Genomic DNA, 17,237 nt, shown 5'->3' with positions numbered 1-17,237 from the left:
CCCTGCTTCTTCGTCAACGGCGCCCGCCACGGCGCGCGCGGCCAGGACAGCGGCGGACAGCGCCTCGAAACTGTAGCCGCCGTCGTGGCGGGCGCCGTTGACGAAGAAGCAGGGCGTGCCGTTCACGCCGCTCCTGACCCCGCCCATGAAATCGTCGCGCACCTTGCCGCCGTATGTCCCCGCTTCCAGCGCCACGCGCAGGGCGGGCTGCGGCAGGTTGAGAGCGCCGGCGATGGCGAAGATCACGGGCAGGCTGAGCTTCTCCTGGTTCGCGAACAGGGCCGTGTGCATGGGCCAGAAGGCGCCGTGGGCGCCCGCGAACTCCGCGGCCTGGGCGGCCATCTCGGCGAGGGGGTGGACCTGCGAGAGCGGGAAGTGGCGGAAGACGCCCTGAACATCCTGCCCGAACCCGCGCAGCACCGACTCGACGACCGGTTCGGCCGCCGCGCAGTAGGGACACTGATAGTCCCCGTATTCGACCAGAACGACAGGGGCGTCGGGATCACCGCGCCGGTGATCCTGCGGCGTCAGCGGCGCCTTGAGCATGGCCATGGGACGGCTCCTGAGAGGACATACGATCGAGTGCGTCGAGGAACCCGTCGGCGCCCGGGTTGACGGCGAGGGCCGAGCGGAAGCTCCAGGCGATCACGCCCTGCTCGTCGAGGACGAACAGGGCCCGCTCGGCGACCCCCTCGCCTTCCCGGTACGCGCCGTAGGCGCGCGCCGTCGCGCCCTTGGGCTCGAAGTCTGAGAGCAGCGGGAAATGCAGGTTGCGGTCCTTGGAGAATGCCTGATGGCACCACACCCCGTCGACGGAGACCCCCAGGAGCTCGGCGCCGCGGTCGTGGATCTCCGGCAGGACCTGATTATAGAGGGTCATCTGGTCGCCGCAGACCGGGCTCCAGTCCGCGGGGTAGAAAGCGATGACGACGCGCCGGCCGCGCAGCTCGCTGAGCGACAGGAACTGGTCGGGCGTGACCCGCAGCGTGAACCCGGGGGCCGCGCCGCCGGGCGGAAGGATCTCGCTCACACAAGCCTCCGATCGGTTGTCGAGAGCACGCTAGCCGGCTGCGCGCGGGGCCGAACTGATGCGCGTCAGCCTCCCGGCGCGAGACCCGGCGGCTGGACGGCGGATTCAAGGGGAGAGCGGGAACATCCTCAGGTATCTTACGGATGAGTTGGGGGACCGACTTTTTCGTTTCCGAAGGTACGAGTGCTTCCGGAGATGTGACTGAGGAAGCTGATGGTACGTGCCGGCGACGCGGGGCTCCGTGTGTCCTCAGCGCTTCTCGAGCGGGTCGCGCGCGATACGCCTTGCCTCGTCGGCGTCTCAGACCCCGAGTTCCGCCTGCTCTTCATCAACGACTACGGCCGACGAATGACGGGACTGTCCGCCGAGGCCGACCTGTCGGCCTTGTCGTTGTCGGACCTCTTCCAGCCCGGCGATCGCGAGATCGTCCGCGATGTGGCGCTCCCCACCCTCCTTCGCGACGGCGTATGGGAGGGCGTGTACGACTTCCACCACTTCGCCGGCGGGGACAGCCAGAAGGTGAAATGGGACCTCTTCGTGCTGCGGGATGAGGCGGGTGAGATGATCGGGGCCGGATGCCTCACCAAAGATCTGACGCAGCGCCTGGACGCAGAGCGCAAACTCCGCTCGAGCCAAGGACGCCTCAAGGCCGCCAGCGATCTTGTGGGCCTGAGTTCCTATGCGTGGGACCCGCGGTCAGGCCTGCTGGAGTGGGACGACCGGCTCAAGACCCTCTGGGGCGTTCCGGCCGGCGTCGAGCCGGATGAAGCTCTGTGGATGGAGGGCGTGCATCCGGACGATCGCGAAGCCGTCCAGGCCGCCATCGATCGGGCGGTCGATCCCGCCGGCGACGGGGTCTACGACATCCAGTATCGCGTCCTCGGTCTGCAGGGCCGGTCCGAGCGGTGGGTGCACACGCATGGTCAGACGCAGTTCCAGGACGGCGAGGCCGTAGCCTTCACCGGCGCGGTCCTCGACATCACCGATCAGAAGCGCGCTGAAACGCTGCTCAGGCGCAGCGAGGAGCAATACCGGAGGTTCGCAGAGAACACCGCCGACGTGCTCTGGATCGTCAACGTCGATGTGCAGCAGCTCGCATACCTGAGCCCCGGCTTCGAGCTCGCTTGTGGCCTGCCGCCGGACGTGGCGATGGCCGACATGCGGGCCTGGACCGACTGCATCCATCCTGAGGATCGGGCGGCGCGGCTGCAGACGCTGCAGCGGGTCGCGGAAGGCGGCGAGACCATCACCCACGAGTACCGCATCCTGCGGCCCGACGGCGTGGTCCGCCGGCTGCGCGATACGACCTTCCCGATCCGCGACGCCGAAGGTCATGTCCTCCAGATCGGCGGCATCGCCCACGACATCAGTCATCGGTCGCCCCTCGGCGTCTATGTTGTAGGGACCGACCGCGCGGCGCGGGAAAAGCGCGCCGCCGACCTGCGCCGCGCGGGTCATCGGGTGACCACCTTCGCGACGGAGAGCGCGTTCCTGGATGTCGCCCTCGCCCTGGAGTCCGGATGCGTGCTCGTCCGGACGGACGATGCGAGCGCGTCGCGTTTCGCCTTGGCGCCGGACCTGCGACAGCGGCGCGCCGACCTGCGGTTGATCTACGAGACGGGCTTGGACGAAGACGTGGACATGGCGATCCGCGCGATGAAGTCCGGCGCGGTCGACGTGTTGTCGGCCCCTGCAGGGATCGACGCCGTGCTGGCGGCCGTGGCCTTGGCTCTGGCCGACTTGCGCGAGGACGAACGGGAGGATCGCGCCGGCCAGATGGCGCGCAATCAGATCGCGCTGATGTCGCAGCGCGAACGGGATGTCCTGGAGGGCCTTCTGAGGGGCGGCACCAACAAGACGATCGCCCGTGAACTCGGGATCAGCCCCCGCACGGTCGAGACCCATCGCGCCGGGGTGATGGAGCGCCTCGGCGCCCACACCGTCCCGGAGGCGGTGCTGGCCGCCGCGGCCGCCGGGCTCAGGCCCTTGCGCAGCCGATCCGACTGACGTGGTTCAGACGCCGCCGGAGCCGGCGAGTCGCGGGTTGAGGCGCTCGCGCACGTCGGTCACCACGCGCGCCGCCGCGTCCTGATCCAGGCCGCACAGCAGAAGCGCTTGGTCGGCGAGACCGAGGCCGGCCGCCAGGTTCTCCGGGAACACCACCTCGGCGCCCCAAGCGACGAGTTCGGCCGCGGCGTTCTCGTCGGAGGCGCTGGCCAGCCGGCGAGCCTGCGGGGCGCTGGCCTGCGCCCAATCGAGAATGCGGTCGGCTTCCCGCGCGGTGTCGAAGGTCAGCACCAGCAGCCGGCTGCGGGCGGCGCCCGCGGCTTCGAGGACGCCCAGGCGGCTGGCGTCGGCGAACACGACGTGAAGCCCGCGGCCTCGCAGCTGGCGGTAGCGCGGGAAGTCCTTCTCGAGGGCCACATAGGCCACCCCGGCCGCTTCGAGGGCTTCCGCCACCGGCCGCCCGATCCGGCCGCAGCCGCACAGGATGACGTGTCGATCGAGCTCCTGCGATGCCGCGGAGATGTCGGTTCGCGCCTGCGGAGGCGCCAGCCAGACGGCCCGGCGCGCCAGGAGCGACCATCGCGGCATCAGGACCGGGGCCAGGCTCATGCTGCCCAGGAGCGCGAGGGCGACGGGCCCGGCGAGGCTCGGTGGGGCCAGGCCCGAGGCCATGGCCTGGGTGAGCAGGAGGAGGCCGAACTCCCCACCGTTGGCGAGCGCCACCGCCACGCGCAGCCCGTCCTCGCCGGGCCAGCGCCTCAGCCGGGCCACAAGGAGGAGGATTGCAGGCTTGACCAGCACGAAGACCGCGAACCACGTCAGCACCGCCAACGGATGCGCGGTGGCGGCGTCGAGATCGAAACCCATCCCGACCGTGACGAAGAACAGTCCAAGGAGCACATCGCGGAACGGCCGGATGTCGTCCTCGGCGTGATGGCGGATGTCGCTCTCGCCGACCAGCATGCCGGCCATGAACGCGCCGAGGGGGGCGGCGAGGCCGGCCAGGCCGGCCACCCAGGCGGCGCCGAGGGCGAGCAGCAGGATCGCGAGGAGGAGCAGCTCCGTGGACCGGTTTTCCGCGACCCACGCGAGGGCGCCCCGGAAGAAAGGGCGCCCCAGCACGGCCGCGCCGACCAGCGTGACGCCGCCCAGCGCCGCCTGGGACAGCGTCGAGAGGGGCGGGGCGTTCGTCCCGCCGGCGGCGGCTCCCACCCACACCAGGAGCAGCAGGCCGGCCAGGTCCTCGAACAACAACAACCCGAGGATCCGTCGCCCGGCGGACGACCCAAGCTCGCCCTGATCCGACAACTGCTTGACCACCACGGCCGTCGAGGACAGCGCCACGGCCCCGCCAACGAGCACAGCGCCGCCTGGGTCGGCGCCGAGCAGCGTCGCGACGATGGCCCCCGCGACGCCGCTCAATCCGACGTGCAACGCGCCCGCCCCGAAGACGTCGCCGCGGGCCGCGAGCATGGCCGGCACCGAGAATTCCAGCCCGGCCGTGAACATCAGGAAGATCAGTCCGAGTTCAGCCAGGAAGCGGGTCGCCGCGTCCGGCGCGACGAGGTTGAGGCCATGCGGCCCGACGGCCAGGCCCGCGGCGAGATAGCCCAGGATCGCCGGCAGCCCCACGCGTCGGAACGCGGCCACGGCCAGCGCGGACGCGGCCATCAGGATCAAGGCCTTAACTAGGAATGGCTCGTCCAAGACGCCCGCCTACGGCAGCAGCGCGGTGTCGCCGATCAGCAGCCGGTTGTCGACCGCCGTGACGCCCGGCGCCTGCCAGGCCGCGCGCTCGGCGTCCTCCTTCTCCGCAAGGGTTCGGACCATGCCCTTCAGGATCACCTTGCCCCCCTCGGTCTCGACCACGATCCGCGCCGCGTCCACGTCGGCGCTGCGCACCAGCGCGTGTTCGATCTGGGCCTTGATGTCGTCCGCCGGCAGCCGCGGCTTCACCCGGATGAGGTTGGTCACGGACCTCACCCCGCGCAGGCGACGCACGACCTCCTCGGCCTGCTCCTTCTGGAACCGCCACTCGACCTCGCCCTCCAGCGTCACATCGCCGTTCCGGACGATGGGCGTGACACCCGTGAGATATGGGACCTGGCTGACCAGGGCCAGCACGGCGTCTTGCGCCAGGTCGGAGTCCGGCCGCTCTTCTGCCGATGCGATCTTGACCTGCAGTTCGTTGGCGATCGCGGCCACGCCGACGATGCGCTTGGCGTCCCGCTCGGCCTGCTGGTGTTCGGTGTAGCTGCGGACGAAGCCGGTGAGGGTGACGATCCGGTTACGGACGCTGACGCCGATGTCGTGGGAGTCGATCGCGGGATCGTACCGGATCTCAAGCTCCACATCGTGCTGGATATCGCTATCGGCCCGCATGGCGTCCTCCTCTCGGCGCGCCGAAGTGTGACGGGCCCGAACCGCCGGGGCGCTGATGTACGTCAGCGCGGCGCCCGCAGCGCCCGGATTCTCTCCCGCAGCGCCTCAGGCGGTTCCTCCAGGCAGTCGCAGGTGGCGGTCCGTTCCACGGATCGCTGGCCCGGACGTCCAAGCTGCTCGCGCAGCACGCCCAGGGCCGGCGGCGTGGCGATGAGGATGAGCCGCTCGTAGCGTCCCTTGACGCCGGCCAGGTTCAGTTGGTGGGCGTAGCGGGTGAGAAGGCGCCGCTCCGCCTGCGCATCGAGGTCGCGCGGATTCACGACGGAGCGGCCGGACCCGAACCGCTGGCCACCGACCGCGGGCTCATGGTGCGCATGCATGCGGTCCTGTTCGGTCTGCCGGCAGTCCCAAGCCTCCAGTTCCCGGAGAGCGCCACCGCGACGGCGTTCCTCGAGCGCGCGGCAACGCTCGGCATTGGCCACGATGAGCCAGGTGATGGTCGTCGGCAGCAGCATGTGCGCCTCCACGTGGGGTCGAAGGTGTGCGACGCGGCCGGACGCCTCCGCCGACGTTCGGCCGCCCCGACCTTCACACCTTGATGGCGATCAGGTTCTGCACCTCACGGACGCCGGGCGCTCGCCAAGCGGCACGTTCCGCGTCCTGGCGCTCGGCCCAGGAACGGACCTGTCCGCGCAGGATGACCTTGTCGCCATCCACCTCCACGGTGATGGTCTTGGCGTCGGTCTCCGCGCTGCGCCGGAGGGCGTCCTCGATCTGGCTTTTCACCACTGTCGTGGCGACCTTCGCCTTGATCGCGATCAGGTTAGTCACGCCTTTCACGCCCCGGACCCGTCGCACGGCCTCCTCGGCGCGCTCGCGCAGATAGTGCCACTCAACCTCGCCTTCGAGGGTGACCCAGCCGCTCTTGACGGTGACGGTGATCTTCTCGCCGGAGTAGGGCAGCGTGAAACGGATCTCCTGGACTGCGTCGCGCGCGATCTCGGGGTCCGGGCGCGCGTCGAGATTGGGCAGTCGCACCTCGATGTCGTTGGCCACCCCCCGGACGCCACTGACCCGCTTGGCGTCGCGCTCGGCCTGCCACCTCTGGGCATAGCTGCGGACGAACCCGGTCAGGGTGACGACGCCCTCCTTGACCGCAACGGCGATGTCGGCGGCGCGGATGTCCGGATCCCACTGCAGTTCGGCCTCGACGTCGTGCCGGATGTCCTCGTCAGACTTCATGGTCCTGCTCCTTGTCCGTCCCCATTTCGGCGGTCTGCGGGAGATGCCCAGCCGGAACGTCCGGCGGCACTGACGCGCGTCAGTGCGGGGCCGTGGGCGCGGTTCCGAGTATTCGCCCTTAGGGACTGTCCGAAGTGGCGCCGCGGCGCCGGAGGCCCACGATGTCGCCCGCGATGGGAGAACCGCCATGTTTGAGGGTTATGGCGGCGCCGGCGACGGCGCGGGCCGAGGGTCCATCACGCCGCCGGTGATCGCACCGCGGCGCAGACCGGCGCCACGACTTGTGCTTCAGGGGGCCCAGCGGTCGCGGGAGCCTGGGGCGACGATCTACGCGCAGAGCGACCCGGCGGAGTTCATCTACCAGGTTGTCTCGGGCGTGGTCCGGACCATCACCCTGCACCGTGACGGCCGCCGCATCGTCCACGGCTTCCACCTCCCGGGCGAGATCTTCGGCATGGAGCGCGAAAAGATCCACCACTGCTCGGCCGAAGCGGTGGACGCGACCCGTCTGGTGCAGTGTCCGGTCACGCGGCTCAACGCCCTGGCGGAAATCGACAAGGAGGCCGCCAAGGAGCTTTGGATGAGCCTGCTGGTCAGCCGCGACCGTACGGCCGAGCGCTTTATGTACGTCCTGCACGGCACGGCTTTCGAGAAGCTGGCCTACTTCCTGATCGACCTGGCGTGGCGAACCCAATCCCGGGGCAGGATCGAGCTTCCGATGTCGCGCTACGACATCGCCGACTACCTGGGCCTTTCGAGCGAGACCGTGAGCCGGACCTTCACGGCGTTTCGGACCCGCGGCCTGATCTCGACAAGCGGTCGCGTGGTGCGGCTGCTCGACAAAGAGATGCTGCGCGAGGACGACGCGTCCTCCGCGGACGACGACGACGGCCTGCACTGGCCGCGGACACTGCCCTAGGCGCCCGACAGGTTGGCCCGGTCCCCGGGCCGCAGCGACGCCTTGACAAAGAAGGAATGAACCATGGCCGAGCTCTGCGATCTTTGCGGCGTACGTCCCGCGACCGTGCGCGCCCGCGTCACCCGCAATGGCGACAGCGAAACCCTGAACCTCTGCGAGCTGGACTACCGCCGGCTCGCGGCGCAACAGCGCTCGTCATCACCGCTGGAGTCGCTGTTCGGCGGCCGCGGAAGCCTGTTCGACGACTTCTTCGGTGAGACGGGCGGCTTCTTCGGCAGCCGCGGCGCCGATGGCCAGGGCCGGGTCTCCGATGATCCTCCCGCTCGTGCCGCAGCGCGGCGGATCGGCGAACCAGAGGAGCGGCTGAGCGAACACGCGAAGGAAATCCTCCAGTCGGCCGCCGAGCGGGCGGTGCAGTTCGGCCGCCGCGAGGTGGACACCGAGCATCTGCTGTTCGCGCTGACCGAGAGTGATGTCGTCCGGACGGTCATGGAACAGTTCAAGGTGTCGACGGACGAGCTCCGCCAGCAGCTCGAACAGGAGTCGCCCCGCGGCGACGCCGGTGACGAAGGTGGGGAGATCGGCGTCACGCCGCGCGTGAAGAGCGCGCTCGGGCGCGCCTTCGCCGCCTCCCACGAGCTCGGCCATTCCTATGTCGGGCCGGAGCACCTGCTGATCGGCCTGGCCGAAGAAGGCGAGGGGATCGCCTGCGACATCCTGCGTCGCTACGGGCTTACGCCGCAGGCGTTGCGCCAGCAGGTGGTGAAGGTGGTCGGGCGCGGGGCCGAGGAAGGCCGCGTCGAAACGCCGACCAACACGCCCAACCTCGACAAATACGGGCGCGACCTCACCCGTCTCGCGCGCGACGGCAAACTCGATCCGGTCATCGGCCGCGCCAACGAGATCGAGACCGCGATCGAGGTGCTGGCCCGGCGCAAGAAGAACAATCCCGTGCTGATTGGGGAACCGGGCGTCGGCAAGACCGCCATCGTCGAGGGCCTCGCTCAGCGCATCGTGGCCGGCGAGGCGCCCGATGCGCTTCGAGGCAAGCGGCTGGTCGAGCTGTCGATCAATTCGATGGTCGCGGGCTCGAAGTACCGCGGCGAGTTCGAGGAGCGCGCGCAGCAGATTCTGCAGGAGGTCGCCGAGCACAAGGACGAACTGATCCTGTTCATCGACGAGCTCCACACCATCGTCGGCGCTGGCCAGGGCGGCGGGGAGGGCGGCCTGGACATCGCCAACGTCTTCAAGCCCGCCCTCGCGCGCGGAGAGCTCAACCTGATCGGCGCGACGACGCTCAACGAGTACCAGAAGAACATCGAGAAGGACGCAGCCCTGGAGCGTCGCTTCCAGCCGGTCTTCGTGGCCGAGCCCACCATCGCCCAGACCATCATGATCCTGCACGGCCTGCGCGACACCCTGGAGGCCCATCACAAGGCGACGATCACCGACGAGGCGATCCTTGCGGCGGCCGAGCTCTCCGAGCGGTACATCACCAACCGCTTCCTTCCGGACAAGGCCATCGACCTGATCGACCAGGCGGCCGCCCGGGTGAAGATTTCCGCCACGGCCCGCCCGCCCGAGGTGCTGGAGCTGGAGCAGGAGGTGCGCCAGATCAAGCGCGAGCTGGAGAGCGCCAAGGCCCGCAAACAGGAGGATCGCGTCAACGACCTGCAGGCGCGCTGCGAGGCGAAGAACAAGGCGCTGGAGGAGGCCGGCGATCGCTGGCGGCGCACGGTGGGCACCGGCGCCGCCGAGGTCCGGGTCGAGCACATCGCTCAGATTGTCTCGAAGCTCACCGGGGTTCCCGTCTCGGAACTCACCGTCGAGGAACGCGAGCGGCTGGTCCAGCTCGAGCAGCAGCTCCACAAGCGTGTCATCGGCCAGGACGAGGCGGTGAAGGCCGTCTCCGACGCGGTGCGGCTGGCCCGGGCGGGTCTTCGTGAAGGCCGCGGCCCGATCGCCAACTTCCTGTTCCTCGGCCCCACCGGCGTCGGCAAGACCGAACTCGCCAAGGCTGTCGCGGAGAACGTCTTCGGGTCCGAGGAGGCCATGGTTCGCCTCGACATGAGCGAATTCATGGAGCGCCACACCGTGGCCCGGCTGATCGGAGCCCCTCCGGGCTACGTCGGCTACGAGGAGGGCGGCCAGCTCACTGAGCGCGTGCGCCGCAGGCCGTTCAGCGTGGTGCTCCTGGACGAGATCGAAAAGGCCCATCCGGACGTGCACAACGTCCTGCTGCAGGTGTTCGACGATGGCCGTCTGACCGACGGCAAGGGCCGCGTGGTGGACTTCACCAACACGATCATCATCGCCACCAGCAACATCGGCTCGGAGATCATCCAGCGGCGGCTGCGCGCCGGCGCGGAGCAGGACGCCACGAAGTTGCGCGAGGAGCTGAACGAGCCGCTCCGTGCCCACTTCCGGCCCGAATTCATCAATCGGCTGGACGAGATCATCGTCTTCCATGCCCTGACCCGCGAGCAGATCCGCCAGATCGTCGAGCTGCATCTGGAACGGGTGCGCGGAGCCGCCCATGGCCAAGGCGTGGAACTGGGGATCGACGAGAGCCTAATCGCCTACATCGCGGACGCCGGCTATCGCCCCGAATTCGGGGCGCGCGAGTTGCGCCGGCTCATTCGCACGACGCTCGAGACCGAGCTCGCCCGCGCCATGCTGGGCGGCGAGATCCGGGACGGCGACCAGGTGCAGGCTCGCTGGGACGCCGTTGGCCATCGGCTGGTGCTGGAACCCCGGCGAGACCCGGCGGTCGCCAAGCCGGCCCGCAAGCGCGGCGAGGCGCGTAAGCCCGGTGGGGGCGGCGACGAACCGCGCCGGTCTCCGCCGTCCGAGCCCGCGGCGCAGCCCCAGCCTGCGGCGTGACCCATGTCCAGCAGCAAGCCCGCGCCGGACCCTGATCCTCCCGCCCCCGACTTGGTGGAGGAAGCCCTGGAGGAATCCTTCCCGGCCAGCGACCCGCCTGCGTGGGCGGGCCACGGCACAGTCCGCGAGATGCCCGACGATCCCCCTCCGTCGAAGTCAAAGGAGACCTGACATGGCGAGGAACCTGCCCACCCCCTTCCGCTTCATCGAAGAGGCGAGCTGGGCGCCGCTCGGCCTGCTCCAGCGTGAGATGGGGCGCCTCTTCGACGAGGTCTCGCGCGCCGGCGCCGGCGAAGCGCTTCCCAGCGGACTGATCGCCCCGCGCCTGGACGTGAAGGAGACCGACAAGGAATACCGCGTGTCGGTGGAACTCCCCGGCGTCGCCGAGGAGGACATCGAGGTCGATGTGGACGACGACCTGCTCACTGTGCGGGCCGAGAAGAAGGAGGAGCGGGAGGTCGAGCGGGCCGACCAACATGTCACCGAGCGCCGCTTTGGGGTGTTGCAGCGTTCGATCCGCCTGCCGCAGTCGGTTGAGGCCCAGGCCGTCAAGGCGACCCTCGACAACGGAGTGCTGCGGATCGCCATTCCGAAGTCCGAGCGCCAGGCGAGCAAACGCCGCGTGCCAGTCACCACCAATGCGGCCTCCGCCAGCGAGAGCGCCCGGGCCACAGGCCAGGCCGCCTGAGCGAACCGACCCGGTGGAGCACGAACCGCCAGCGCTCCGCGCCCTCGTTCCAGGGAGACGATCCCATGACCACCGCCGATGACATCTCGACCGCCGCCACCGAACGTCGCGTGGACGCCCTGAGCGCCCTCCTGGCCCGAAACTGGTGGGCCGTCGGCCTGCGGGGGGTGGCCGCCATCGTGTTCGGGCTGGTCGCCCTCTTCGCACCCGGGGCGACGGTTCTGTCGCTGGTCATCGTCTTCGCGGCGCTGATGCTGTCCGACGGGGTGCTGAACCTGATCGCCGGGGTGCGCTCCGCGCGCCGTCGTCAGCGCTGGGGCGTGCTCATCCTGCAGGGCGTCACCAGTCTGATCGCCGCGGCCGTCACCATCCTCCTGCCGGGACTGACGATGATCGCCTTCGTCTACCTGATCGCCGCCTGGTCGATCGTTTCCGGCGGGCTCGCGGTTGTCGCCGCGGTGCGACTGCGAGGCGACCACGGCCGCTGGTGGATGGGCCTGGGCGGCGTGCTGGCCATCGTCGCGGGGGTCCTGCTGGCGATCACCCCGCTCCTGGGAGCCCTGGTGCTCACCTGGTGGCTGGGCGCCTACGCCATCGTGTTCGGAGTGACCCTGCTGGTGCTGGCCTACCGCCTGCGCGCGCAACGCTCGACCAACGACCCGCACCACAACGCCACGCCGCATCCGGCCTGAACGAACGTCCTCCGCTCCGGCCTGCCTCGCCCTCCGGCCCTCCCGTCGGAGGGCGCTTTTTCGCCAAGCCTCGCCCGGCTCACGATTGCGGACGAGGTGCTGACCTGCGTCAGGGAACTCCTTCACGGGAGACCGATGATTGCGCATCGGAGCGATCAGGAGGTCTCGCAATGGAAGCGTCGAAGAACTGCGCGATGGTGCTCGTTGCGCTCCTCGTGGTCGGGTGCACAACGGCGACCGGGATGGGGACGGGGAGGTCGCGGGCCGGTACGGCCAGCGCGATCTTCACCTGGAAGCAGGACGGGACGCGGAGCGGCCGGATGACGGCGTCGCTCGACACGGGTGAAATCTATGTCGGTCCCTTGTTCGAAATCACCCGCGAGACGCGGGTCGCCGCGATCGAGCCGCTGTGGCAGGGCTGGGACCGTCCCTGGCCGGGCTGGGAGCACTGGGGCCCCGAGGGCGCCTTCATCTCCCACTACAATGGCGCGGTGGTCGCAAACCTCATCGGACCGGACGGCCACCTGCGTTGCCGCGTCCGGCTTACGCGGCCGACCGCCGGCATGGCCGGCGGGGGCGGCGGCCACTGCCAGCTGCCGGATGGACGGACCTTCGGCGCGACGTTCCCGCCCTTGGGATGGCCTGGCTGACGACCTGGCTTTCGGCGCGCAGGGCGGCCCGCCGGGCGGGAACCTGATCTCGTGACGATAATCACGCATTCCATGGGCGGGTCGGTAACGGAGGCCTGCAATGGTCGCCGCAGCTCCCACCGCCCGCGACGGCCTTCGCAAGGGGTGGCGCGCGCGTCTCCACTAACGCCCCTCGACACCACCCCTCGGCGCGCAACCCGTAACCGCACGCGAGGAGAATTGAGCGTGCGGATTCGTCTGCGCCGCAACGCTCCAATCCGCTCGGCTTCCGTGTGTGGCGCCTAGGCCGACGGCCGTGTTCATGGCGTGCTCTGACAAGAGCCCGTACAGAAGCACCGACTTGCTGGCATGTCGTGCGCTGCGGATGGCGGCGCCGGCCCATCCGATAAGGGCTGCGCCCTCCAGGGCCTGAGGTACACGGGTGGACACCCCATTGAGTCCTGTCCCTTTCAGGAGCCTCGCCAGGCCGATGCTGGGCTCCTCGAGGTGACCGATCACGAGCAGGCAGTACGGGCGAACGATCGCGACGGCCTGGGTGAGCGCCGCTGACGGAGCTCCCTCGATGAGCCGCAACTCGCAGATGACCCCGCCCTCCACGTGGTCGCGCGCCTCCTGCAAGCCCGCGATGATGCGCGCGCGACTGGCCGGATGCGAGAGGCTCGACAAGGTCACGGGCACGATGGCCGTCAGACCCCGTCGGCCCTCCTGACAGGAGCGCCTCGAGACCTTTCAGCAGCCCCGCGACGTCGATGCGCAGCAGGTCCGCGGTCGTGAGCCTCGCGAGTTCCGGCCCGCGCAGCTGGCGGCCGGATCGCAGGTGGGCCACGCAGTTCGTGAGCCGCAGCCCAATGGCGCGCCGCTCGCGCAGTTGAAGGACCGGTTCCAGCCGCGTGGTGACCTGGAGCCCGACGCCATAGGCCGTGACGAAAGGGGTCCATTGGTTCGCCCCGCCCAGGGAATTCGGCGAGTCCGGCGGGGGGGCGCGTCCCGCCTCGCCAACCGGTTCGGCCGCCTCGGCCGCGCCGACCCGAACATCGACCCGTCGCGCCTCGACGCCCTCCGGTGAGATGCGCACGACCTCGTGCACCCCCGCATCGGCCATCTCGCCGTCACCCAGAAAGTGCGTCAGGATCTCGCGCAGGGCGCGTAGGCACAGAGCCTGGCCTGCGAGCCGCTCCTTGTCAGGTTGGCAGATCAGGACGTCGGTGTCGGAGATCCGGAGGTGGTACGCCGTAGGGCCCAGCTGCCGGTCCAGGGTCGAGGCGACGTGCTCGTGTACATGCTCGCGTCGCACGGGCCATCGGCTCCCGAAGCGCTGGACCACGCTATCCAGGTCGATGACGCAGACCATGCCGGCCGCCAGCGCCTGAGGATTGGCGAACTGCTCCATCGCGGCCTCAAGGCCTGCGGACTGAAATCGCGAGACGCGCAGCTCAGGGGCGCTGACGAACTCCGGCAGGGCCGTCGCCATGGCGATAGCGTTCAGTTCTGCTTTGCGGGGGACGCGGCGGCGGCCAGCGCTTCGGTGAGGACGGTGCAGGCCGCGTCGACATCCAGCGGCTTCGGCGCGCAGGCGTCGTATCCGGCCGCAAGGTCGGCCGGAGGATCGGACGAGCAGCTGGCCACGTAAGCCCGCGACGACGGACCCCCACCGGCGCGGAGCCTGCGGACGGCCTCATCGCCCTCCAGCACCGGCATGTGACGGTCGATGAGAACCAGATCGAACGCTTCGACGGCGCAGAGCGCGAGCGCGGCGGCCCCATCCTCCACCACGTCGACCGAACACGCGAGCGCCTCGAAGATGGCTCTGGTCAACTGGCGATGGACGGGATGATCGTCGGCGATCAGGACCTTCGGCTTCGGTTCGGTCGGATTCGCGCGAACGGAGTCCTTTCGCGCGCGCTCGGGGCCGTTGTCTCCAGGCGGAGCGCCCTTTGCAGGGCGCGCGCGACGGCAGGCATCCGCTCTGGCTTGTTCCGCAATGCCCGACGCCGACTGTGCTCGGACTCCGGCAAGAAGGGCGTCTTCGAAGACGGGACAGTGGCGGGCGTGGATTCCTCGCGCGAACCCGCAATCGCGACAGACCTGGTCTGTCCCGGACGATGTCCTTCCACTGGCGTCAGCTGCTGACGCGGCATCCCGCGGCGAACCGCCGTGGGGCCGCCCTTGCGGGGCGTGAGCAAGGGACATAACCGCGGCCTCGGTCGCTCGACACTGCGCTGACGGCATTGACGACATGGCTTTCCTCGCTGTCGCGGGCGGCCCGGGACAGGTCATGGTTGGATCCGGGGAAATAGGAGGCGGCGGCAGGGCCAGGCGGCGATCGGAAGGCTCGCTCGGCGGTCACCAAGTCATGGGGCGCCGGGCGCCTCAGGCTGCGGCCGGGACGTCGGCGGTCGGGTCGCTACGCTGTCGAGAGATGCGGGAAAGCGCCCTCAAGCCAGCGGCCAGGCCGATCTCGATGAGCCGAACGTCGGTGGTCGGGGTCGATCTCCAGGTCGTCGTGCAGAAATTCCCTGCCGCGTGAAAGAAGAACCTGGTCGAATGTGCTCATCTAGATTTATCCGCCGGCGCGCTCTCCTTCTTTGCGAAGAGAAGCTGTGCTTGTCTGTCTTAGCGTATGATATTGCGGGTATCGAACGATGGTCGGCGCCGGTTTCCGCCAAAGTGGGGGCGAATTCCGCCAGCATCGATGGGAGGCTTGCGCGGAGCCGCGAGATCGGAGATCCCCGGGCCGGACACGCGTCCGACGCACGAAACCCGGACGCAAGGCGGTGTGGTCGCCCGATCCAGGCTGCGATGTATCCCTGGCGCCGGTCCGCCGTCACGCCGCGGCATAGGTGTTCGCCTGTGGATTCACCGCCAGCCTGACCAGGTCCGCCGTGGCGCGGGTCTGTGTCTTGATCCGCAAGTTCGCGCGGTGCAACTCGACGGTACGAGGGCTGATACCGAGTTCGCGCGCGATTTCCTTGTTCGACCGGCCCGAGACCACCCCGGAGAGCACGTCACGTTCCCGAGGCGTGAGGCGTGCCAGGGCTTGCCGAAAGCTGGCCAGCGCCCACGCTTCTCCCGTGCGCTGGCGGAGCCGCCGCTGAGCGTTTTCGACAGCTTCGAGGAGCGCGCCCGGAAAGACCGGCTTCTCGATCACGTCCGTGGCGCCCGCTTGAATCGCCGCCACAGCGGTCCTGACATCGCCTTCGTCGGATACCAGGATGCCCTCGAAGGGGAGGCGTCGGTCCCGGATCTCACGGATCAGTTCCAAGCCGCTCATTCCCGGCAAGCGCATCGCGGTGATGACACACCCCGGCGGCAACAGGGATGCGTCGTCGAGGAACTCGACCGCTCTTGAGAAGATGCGGACGGCGCACGCGGCCTCGCGCAGCGAGTGCTTCAGAGCGTCCGCGACCGCCAGGTCCCCTTGGACGATGTAGACCGCGCCCGCGGACGGCGGACTTCGCGAGCCGGGCTCAAAATCCGTCTGCGCGTCGCGAGCCGGTGATGTGTCGGTGTGGAGCTTGATGGCGCTGGAAGGCGCCACGTCCCGGTGCGCGGAAGCGGGCGTAAGGTCGTTCCCGGAGGACACGTCGTCCGCCCCAAATGTGACTGAGAGAAGAGACCTCATAGCGAAGAATCCGCAGAAGCAGGAATTGTATACGCGTGAGTTACTCGTGTGGACGTTTCTGCATCCCGATTCGGGATCTACCGGGTCGGCGCGCGCAATACGAGCCGGAACAAGGTGCAGTTTCGGCCAATCTGGACGCGGCTCCGGCCACCCGCCATGAGTTCCTCCGCCCGCCTCACTTCGGCTTCCTCAAGCGCGCGTCATCAAGGCTCAGCGTCCTCGACGACAAAGGCAGAGCCGAAGCGCTCGCGATACTCCGTCGGCGTTGCGCCCAGGTGGCGAAAGAGGGCCCGGCGCATGGCCTGCAGGGTCGAGAAGCCACTTGCCGCGGCGATCCGCTGCAACGGGAGCTTCCGCTCTTCCAGCAGTCGACGCGCTGAATCCACCCGAGCAATTTCGACATAGGCCGCCGGCGTCATTTTTGTCTCTCGCGCGAAGGCGCGTGCGAAATTGCGCTCGCTCATGCCGGCTTCCCGCGCGAGCCGCCCCACCGAAAGATCGCCACGCAGGTTCTCGTTCACCCAGCGAAGCGCCTCGCGAATGGGCTCCTTGGCGGAAAACTGCGCCGCCAGCTGGGCGCTGAACTGCGATTGCCCGCCGGGTCGCTTGAGGAACAGGACAAAGAACTGCGCGACCGCGAGCGCCGTCTCACGGCCAAGGTCCTCTTCGACTAGCGCGAGCATGAGGTCGAACGCGGCGCTGACGCCCGCCGAACTGAACATGTCGCCATCCCGAATGAAGATGCGGTCGGGTTCCACAATGGCCTCGGGATGACGGGCGGCCAGCTCGTCCGCGAACTGCCAGTGGGTCGTCACCCGACGGCCAGCCAAAAGCCCGGCCGCGCCCAGAATGAACGCACCCGTACAGGTGGAGCCGAACCGCCTCGTGGTGGGAGCCGTACGTTTCAGCCAGGCTATCGCTTCCTCCGTTCCGGGAAGCGCCTGGCCGCGGGCGGCCGGGAGCACGATCAGGGTGTCTATCTGCCCGGCGAATTCGGCGAGGGCGGCGTCAGCCAGAATGCGGGGCCCGGCCGAGGATCGCAAGGGCTCGAGGTCTTCAGACACCAACACCAGCTGATAGTGATCCTTCCCCGACTGGCGGTTGGCCTCGTGCAACGTGTCG

15 protein-coding genes are annotated in these 17,237 nt (G+C 69.1%); 6 read left to right on the top strand and 9 right to left on the bottom strand.

The annotated features are described in order from the left end of the window. Together AX721_RS04700 and AX721_RS04695 are read right to left on the bottom strand one after the other, a co-directional pair. Positions 1 to 552: DsbA family protein (locus AX721_RS04700; protein ID WP_082769827.1), on the bottom strand; the 552-nt coding region annotated here is incomplete at its 3' end. Continuing rightward, complete coding sequence (locus AX721_RS04695; RefSeq protein ID WP_068874867.1) at positions 503 to 1,030, bottom strand: redoxin domain-containing protein; 528 nt, start codon at positions 1,028 to 1,030, stop codon at positions 503 to 505. The genes AX721_RS04695 and AX721_RS04700, both read right to left, overlap by 50 nt. A 213-nt stretch (positions 1,031 to 1,243) precedes the next feature. Here AX721_RS04695 and AX721_RS04690 point away from each other — a divergent pair, with 213 nt between their 5' ends. After that, positions 1,244 to 3,037 carry a PAS domain-containing protein gene (locus tag AX721_RS04690; protein WP_068874866.1) on the top strand — a complete coding sequence of 598 codons (1,794 nt, stop codon included), beginning with the start codon at positions 1,244 to 1,246 and terminating at the stop codon, positions 3,035 to 3,037. Between the two features lie 6 nt (positions 3,038 to 3,043). Here AX721_RS04690 and AX721_RS04685 read toward each other — a convergent pair whose 3' ends face one another. The 4 genes from AX721_RS04685 to AX721_RS04670 form a co-directional block, all read right to left on the bottom strand. Then, a complete protein-coding gene (locus AX721_RS04685; RefSeq protein ID WP_197422463.1) occupies positions 3,044 to 4,744 on the bottom strand; it encodes a cation:proton antiporter in 1,701 nt (566 codons plus the stop codon). Positions 4,745 to 4,753: 9 nt separating this feature from the next. Then, positions 4,754 to 5,419 (bottom strand): BON domain-containing protein, encoded by a 666-nt coding sequence (locus AX721_RS04680; protein WP_068874865.1) that lies wholly within the window; start codon positions 5,417 to 5,419, stop codon positions 4,754 to 4,756. Between the two features lie 62 nt (positions 5,420 to 5,481). Then, the gene (locus AX721_RS04675; protein ID WP_068874864.1) at positions 5,482 to 5,934 is read right to left on the bottom strand and encodes a host attachment protein; all 453 of its coding nucleotides are present in this window, start codon (positions 5,932 to 5,934) and stop codon (positions 5,482 to 5,484) included. Between the two features lie 73 nt (positions 5,935 to 6,007). After that, on the bottom strand, positions 6,008 to 6,661 hold the full coding sequence (locus tag AX721_RS04670) for a BON domain-containing protein (protein ID WP_068874863.1): 654 nt from the start codon (positions 6,659 to 6,661) through the stop codon (positions 6,008 to 6,010). Between the two features lie 187 nt (positions 6,662 to 6,848). Between AX721_RS04670 and AX721_RS04665 the strand changes: the two genes are divergently transcribed. From AX721_RS04665 to AX721_RS04645, 5 genes are all read left to right on the top strand, one after another. After that, complete coding sequence (locus tag AX721_RS04665) at positions 6,849 to 7,580, top strand: helix-turn-helix domain-containing protein (protein ID WP_068874862.1); 732 nt, start codon at positions 6,849 to 6,851, stop codon at positions 7,578 to 7,580. A gap of 63 nt (positions 7,581 to 7,643) precedes the next feature. Then, the gene (locus AX721_RS04660; RefSeq protein ID WP_082765257.1) at positions 7,644 to 10,463 is read left to right on the top strand and encodes an ATP-dependent Clp protease ATP-binding subunit; all 2,820 of its coding nucleotides are present in this window, start codon (positions 7,644 to 7,646) and stop codon (positions 10,461 to 10,463) included. A gap of 172 nt (positions 10,464 to 10,635) precedes the next feature. Continuing rightward, positions 10,636 to 11,151 carry an Hsp20/alpha crystallin family protein gene (locus AX721_RS04655; RefSeq protein WP_068874861.1) on the top strand — a complete coding sequence of 172 codons (516 nt, stop codon included), beginning with the start codon at positions 10,636 to 10,638 and terminating at the stop codon, positions 11,149 to 11,151. Positions 11,152 to 11,216: 65 nt separating this feature from the next. Further along, on the top strand, positions 11,217 to 11,843 hold the full coding sequence (locus AX721_RS04650) for an HdeD family acid-resistance protein (RefSeq protein WP_068874860.1): 627 nt from the start codon (positions 11,217 to 11,219) through the stop codon (positions 11,841 to 11,843). Between the two features lie 170 nt (positions 11,844 to 12,013). Continuing rightward, positions 12,014 to 12,493 carry a hypothetical protein gene (locus tag AX721_RS04645; protein WP_068874859.1) on the top strand — a complete coding sequence of 160 codons (480 nt, stop codon included), beginning with the start codon at positions 12,014 to 12,016 and terminating at the stop codon, positions 12,491 to 12,493. Positions 12,494 to 13,975: 1,482 nt separating this feature from the next. Here the strand turns inward: AX721_RS04645 and AX721_RS28535 are convergent. The 3 genes from AX721_RS28535 to AX721_RS04625 form a co-directional block, all read right to left on the bottom strand. Further along, on the bottom strand, positions 13,976 to 14,683 hold the full coding sequence (locus AX721_RS28535) for a response regulator (RefSeq protein ID WP_255355295.1): 708 nt from the start codon (positions 14,681 to 14,683) through the stop codon (positions 13,976 to 13,978). Positions 14,684 to 15,317: 634 nt separating this feature from the next. Further along, positions 15,318 to 16,076 (bottom strand): response regulator transcription factor, encoded by a 759-nt coding sequence (locus AX721_RS04630; protein WP_197422461.1) that lies wholly within the window; start codon positions 16,074 to 16,076, stop codon positions 15,318 to 15,320. A gap of 242 nt (positions 16,077 to 16,318) precedes the next feature. Continuing rightward, positions 16,319 to 17,237: GlxA family transcriptional regulator (locus AX721_RS04625; protein WP_068874855.1), on the bottom strand; the 919-nt coding region annotated here is incomplete at its 5' end.

It is taken from the genome of Phenylobacterium sp. CCH9-H3 (genome assembly GCF_001557235.1).
Taxonomy (GTDB): Bacteria; Pseudomonadota; Alphaproteobacteria; order Caulobacterales; family Caulobacteraceae; genus Phenylobacterium.
The sequence above is the reverse complement of the archived record's forward strand: the minus strand, read 5'-3'. Positions and strand labels throughout refer to the sequence as shown.

Coding starts and splice junctions, on each gene's coding strand:
- AX721_RS04690 (WP_068874866.1), top strand. CDS start 1,244: ATGGTACGTGCCGGCGACGCGGGGCTCCGTGTGTCCTCAGCGCTTCTC.
- AX721_RS04680 (WP_068874865.1), bottom strand. CDS start 5,419: ATGCGGGCCGATAGCGATATCCAGCACGATGTGGAGCTTGAGATCCGG.
- AX721_RS04675 (WP_068874864.1), bottom strand. CDS start 5,934: ATGCTGCTGCCGACGACCATCACCTGGCTCATCGTGGCCAATGCCGAG.
- AX721_RS04670 (WP_068874863.1), bottom strand. CDS start 6,661: ATGAAGTCTGACGAGGACATCCGGCACGACGTCGAGGCCGAACTGCAG.
- AX721_RS04665 (WP_068874862.1), top strand. CDS start 6,849: ATGTTTGAGGGTTATGGCGGCGCCGGCGACGGCGCGGGCCGAGGGTCC.
- AX721_RS04660 (WP_082765257.1), top strand. CDS start 7,644: ATGGCCGAGCTCTGCGATCTTTGCGGCGTACGTCCCGCGACCGTGCGC.
- AX721_RS04655 (WP_068874861.1), top strand. CDS start 10,636: ATGGCGAGGAACCTGCCCACCCCCTTCCGCTTCATCGAAGAGGCGAGC.
- AX721_RS04650 (WP_068874860.1), top strand. CDS start 11,217: ATGACCACCGCCGATGACATCTCGACCGCCGCCACCGAACGTCGCGTG.
- AX721_RS04645 (WP_068874859.1), top strand. CDS start 12,014: ATGGAAGCGTCGAAGAACTGCGCGATGGTGCTCGTTGCGCTCCTCGTG.
- AX721_RS28535 (WP_255355295.1), bottom strand. CDS start 14,683: ATGTCCCTTGCTCACGCCCCGCAAGGGCGGCCCCACGGCGGTTCGCCG.